The sequence below is a fragment of the Halobaculum sp. EA56 genome (assembly GCF_051195075.1).
In the GTDB taxonomy this organism is placed as follows: domain Archaea; phylum Halobacteriota; class Halobacteria; order Halobacteriales; family Haloferacaceae; genus Halobaculum.
In genome coordinates this window covers 1-875 of the sequence record NZ_JBNTJX010000117.1, presented here as the reverse complement: position 1 = coordinate 875, position 875 = coordinate 1, and the positions used below count along the sequence as shown (strand labels likewise).

Annotated in this window: 2 protein-coding genes; one reads left to right on the top strand and one right to left on the bottom strand. The window is 62.3% G+C overall.

Going from position 1 to position 875, the window contains the following annotated elements:
* Positions 1-197: MarR family transcriptional regulator (locus ACQUQ1_RS22475; protein ID WP_435066395.1), on the bottom strand; the 197-nt coding region annotated here is incomplete at its 3' end.
* Between the two features lie 121 nt (positions 198-318).
* On the opposite strand from ACQUQ1_RS22475, the gene ACQUQ1_RS22470 reads away from it, so the two are divergent.
* Positions 319-579 carry a HalOD1 output domain-containing protein gene (locus tag ACQUQ1_RS22470; protein WP_435066394.1) on the top strand — a complete coding sequence of 87 codons (261 nt, stop codon included), beginning with the start codon at positions 319-321 and terminating at the stop codon, positions 577-579.
* The last annotated feature ends 296 nt before the right edge of the window (positions 580-875 follow it).

Sequence of the window (875 nt, the reverse complement as noted above, 5' to 3'; positions counted from 1 at the left end):
ATGTCGTAGACGCCGTTGCCGAGGTGGACGAGGAGTCCGTATTTGACGAGCGTCTTGCACCGGGCGTTGATGTGTTGCCGGGAGAAGCGCACGCGGTCGCTGTCCGCCATTTCCTTCGGGGTGTCGGGGCCGTCGTCAGAAAGATGCTCTAGAATGCGGTCATCAGCACGAGACATCCAGTCGGCGTCAAAGCGCATAATCGCTTCTGGTTGCGCCGACGCTATCCCGAACGCGCTAAGTCAAATAGCAGAGCGATAAGCTTCTGTGGTTGACTCCTAACGTTTTAAACGTCTCCCACCATTAGCCACGAGCGTTCAGATGCATTCTCCATCAACCAGCCGTTCGGGCGGGCCAAATGAGCTCCTTGTCGAGATCGTCGAGACACTGGAGGCGTGTGGACTCGAAGACGATTCCTATCAGCTCCACGAGTACGTCGACCCCGGTGCGCTCGAACAGCTGATCGCTTCCGCCGATGAGAACATCACTGTTCAGTTCACTGTCGAGGGGATCCCGCTCGATGTATCACCGGACGGTGTGGACGTCATCATCGAGGACGAATCGCAGTCCGTCGGCGAATAACGACTTGTGGGTCCGAGATAGGGATAGTTCCTGAAAGCCCTCGGCCGCTCGACGTCCCGCGACCGCCGCTGCGCGCCTCGTCCCTGCGGTGCTTGCGGAATCGGGGGACGACCGAGACGGCCGCGCCCTTTTTGAGTCCGCCAGGGCAGTAGTTGGGTCGCTGAGTGTCGCGGCCGGCTGGACAGGTGTGTCCGTTATGGCCCGCCCCGCTCGCCGCTGCCGCCCTCCGCGTCGCTCGCGACCGACCATTCCGGGCGTGCGGGCGCTCTCCGCACCGCCCGCGCCCGTTCCGGGCT